Consider the following 3,335-nt stretch of genomic DNA (forward strand, 5'->3'; position numbering starts at 1 on the left):
AACCGAGAAACAAAACAAGGCAGGTTTTTTATCAACCTCTCGCTGTTGCTTGCCAACCGCTAGGGCTGAATTTTCATGCAGAGAGCCTGCTAGTATACACTGAAAATGAAAGTGACCTATCTTTCTTTTTTATGACGTGTCACTGCCGAATGCAGTGCCTCGACGAACAGTGCGGCGACGTCACATCCCGTCTGATCGAAGATCTCCTGGAAACAGGTGGGGCTGGTGACATTGATCTCGGTAACGCAGTCGCCGATCACATCAACACCAGCAAGCAACAGGCCGCGCTCGCGCAGCACAGCGCCCAATGCATTGCCGATCTCTTGATCGCGAGCAGATAGAGGACGGGCGACGCCAAGCCCGCCTGCCGCCAGGTTACCGCGCACTTCGGAACCCTGCGGGATGCGCGCCAAGGAATAGGGCACCGGAGTGCCGTCGATGATGAGGACACGCTTGTCGCCGTCGACGATCTCGGGCAAGAACTTTTGCACCATCACGCTTTGACTGCCATCTTGATTCAGCGTTTCGATGATGCTGCCCAGATTCAAGCCATCGGGACCGACACGAAAGATGCCCTTGCCGCCCATGCCGTCCAGAGGCTTGAGGATGATGTCGCGATGCTCCGCATGAAAACTGCGGATGTCCTGCGCATCGCGCGTCACCAACGTGGGGCCGATGAACTGCGGAAACTCCATGATGGCCAGCTTTTCCGGATGGTCACGCAGCGCACGCGGTTTATTGAAAACACACGCGCCCTCGCGCTCGGCCTGCTCCAGCAGGTGCGTGGCATAAAAGTACTCACTGTCGAACGGCGGATCCTTACGCATGAGCACGGCGTCGAAACCTACAAGCTCTGCGGCCCGGGCGGCAGCGGCGTTAAACCAGTCAACAGGATGCCCCGTGAGGGTGATGTCGCGCACCTGGGCTGTGACCTTGCCTCCACGCTGCCAATGCATGTGACGGGGCTCGCACACCGCCAGCGTGTGGCCGCGGCGCTGGGCCTCGCGCATCATGGCGAACGTGGTGTCCTTGTGGATCTTGAATTGCTCGAGAGGGTCGGCGACGAAGAGAAGATTCATGGAATGCAAGATGCAAGGGGTGTTGCAGAGACGGGAACCCTAGCGCGGAGCTTCGGTACCCCGCGGGCGACCGTAATGTTGCACAAATAGCGCAATGGCGCCGGCAACCACGCCCCAAAACGCCGAGCCGATGCCGGCTATCGTTACGCCGCTGAGCGTGACTAGGAAGGTGATGATCGCCGCCTCGCGATGCGTTTCAGCCTGCAGCGCACCCGCCAGTCCGCCACCGATGGTGCCCAGCAGCGCCAGCCCAGCTATAGCCGCCACCAGTTCGCGGGGAAACGCCGTCAGCAGCCCTGCGACCACCGCGCCAAAGGCGCCCACTGCGATGTACAGCAGCCCGCATGACGCGGCAGCGGTGTAGCGCCGCGCGCGGTCGGGGTGCGCCTCGGGGCCCATGCACATGGCCGCGGTGATGGCGCTGAAGTTGAGGGCGAATGCGCCAAACGGTGCCAGCACCAGAGTGACCATGCCAGTCATGGTGATCAGCCTCGACACGGGCAACTGGTAGCCCATCGCCCGCATGACCGCCACGCCAGGCAAATTTTGCGAGGCCATGGTGACGATGAACAGCGGCAAGGCCAGGCTCATGATGGCCTGCAGGTCGAATCGGGGCGCCGTGAAGACCGGCACGGCTGGCGCCCATTGCACGGCAGCCCAGCGCATTTGCCCGCTGGCAGCCGCACAGGCCACGCCTGCCGCCAAGGTCAGCACCACGGCATAGCGCGGCAGCCACCGTCGGGCAAGCAGATATGCCAGCGACATCCACAACACCAGCGGCAGCGCCGTCTGCAGCGCCTCAAAGGCCTGCATGCCAAAGCGCGCCAGCACTCCGGCCAGCAGGGCCGAGGCCAACTCGATAGGGATGCGAGTCATCATCCGCTCAAACCATCCCGTGGCTCCCGCCAGGGTGATGAGCAGCGCGCAGACCATGAAAGCGCCGACCGCCTCGGCCATGCTGAAGCCACCCGCCATGCCGGCCGTTGCAAGCACGGCCGCGCCGGGCGTGGACCAGGCGACCATCACCGGCTGGCGCAGGATGAGCGAGGGCACCAGCGTGCACAGGCCCATGCCCAAGCCCAGCGCCCACATCCAGGAGGCGATCAGCTCGGGCGTTGCGCCAAAGGCCTGTGCTGCCTGGAACACGATGGCCACTGAGCTGGTGACGCCCACCAACACAGCCACAAAGCCGGCAGCCAACGTGGACAGGCTCAGGTCTTTGAAGAACTGCATGTCGAGTGATTGTGATGTGGGCCCGTTGTGAGGATGCCGCCCAAGAATTCAAAAATGATAGCTGCCAGCGCTTGTCTTTAAAGGGCTAACGGGCCAAAAAGACCAAAAGACTCAGATCTCCACCTTGGAGCCCAGCTCCACCACGGCATTGCTGGGCAGATGCAGAAAAGCCGCCACGCCGCTGGCGTTGTGGTGCATTTGCGCAAACAGCCTCTGGCGCCACGGGGCCATGCCTTCGCCAAAGGTGGGCACGACCACGTCGCGCGACAAGAAGTAGCTGGTGCGCATGGAATCCAGCTCGCAGCCGCGTCCGTGCATCAGGCGCAGCGCACCGGGCAGATCCAGCTCGTTCTTGAATCCGTAGTTCACCGCGACCTGCCAGAAGTCCCCGCCCAGGGACCGCACCTGCAGGCGCTGATCCAGGCCGATCCAGGGTGTCTCGTGGTATTGCACCGTGACGAACAGGTTCTGGCGGTGCAGCACCTTGTTGTGCTTGAGGTTGTGCAGCAGCGCGTTGGGGACCACGCCGGCCTCGGCGCACAGAAATACGGCCGTGCCGTCCACCCGCATGGGAGGGTTGGCCTGCACCGAAGCCAGAAAGTCCTGCAGGTTGATAGAGTCCTCACGCAGCTTGTCGCCCAGCAGTTCGCGCCCGCGCTTCCAGGTCATCATCAGCGTGAAAATGGCGCCGCCGATGAGCAGCGGGAACCAGCCTCCCTGCAACAGCTTGAGCAGGTTGGAGCTGAAGAACAGGATGTCCACCGCAAAAAAGAACCCCGTCGCGGCGACGCACAGCGCCAGCGGATAGCCCCAGCCGTAGCGGATGACAAAGAAAGTGAGCACCGTGGTGATGGTCATGTCCAGCGTCACGGCGATGCCGTAGGCCGCCGCCAGGTTGCTGGACGAGCGAAACAGCACCACCGCCAGCACGATCATCACGAACAGCCCCCAGTTGACGAAGGGCATGTAGATCTGGCCGGTATCGCGCGTGCTGGTGTGGCGCACCTGCAGGCGCGGCAGGTA

Annotated in this window: 3 protein-coding genes; all 3 read right to left on the reverse strand. The window is 62.6% G+C overall.

The genetic code is table 11. The annotated features are described in order from the left end of the window. Positions 1-116: 116 nt before the first annotated feature. Positions 117-1,079 carry a glutathione synthase gene (gene gshB, locus AB7E35_RS14815; protein WP_428164440.1) on the reverse strand — a complete coding sequence of 321 codons (963 nt, stop codon included), beginning with the start codon at positions 1,077-1,079 and terminating at the stop codon, positions 117-119. A 39-nt stretch (positions 1,080-1,118) separates the two neighbouring features. Beyond that, positions 1,119-2,312: a benzoate/H(+) symporter BenE family transporter gene (locus AB7E35_RS14820; protein ID WP_428164439.1), complete on the reverse strand. Its 1,194-nt coding sequence runs from the start codon at positions 2,310-2,312 to the stop codon at positions 1,119-1,121. Between the two features lie 111 nt (positions 2,313-2,423). Then, positions 2,424-3,335: KUP/HAK/KT family potassium transporter (locus tag AB7E35_RS14825; RefSeq protein WP_428167839.1), on the reverse strand; the 912-nt coding region annotated here is incomplete at its 5' end.

This window comes from Diaphorobacter sp., assembly GCF_050251835.1.
GTDB lineage: Bacteria > Pseudomonadota > Gammaproteobacteria > Burkholderiales > Burkholderiaceae_C > JBFXIE01.

Excerpts from the sequence above, each read along its gene's own strand:
- gshB (WP_428164440.1), bottom strand. The coding sequence starts at position 1,079 with ATGAATCTTCTCTTCGTCGCCGACCCTCTCGAGCAATTCAAGATCCAC.
- AB7E35_RS14820 (WP_428164439.1), bottom strand. The coding sequence starts at position 2,312 with ATGCAGTTCTTCAAAGACCTGAGCCTGTCCACGTTGGCTGCCGGCTTT.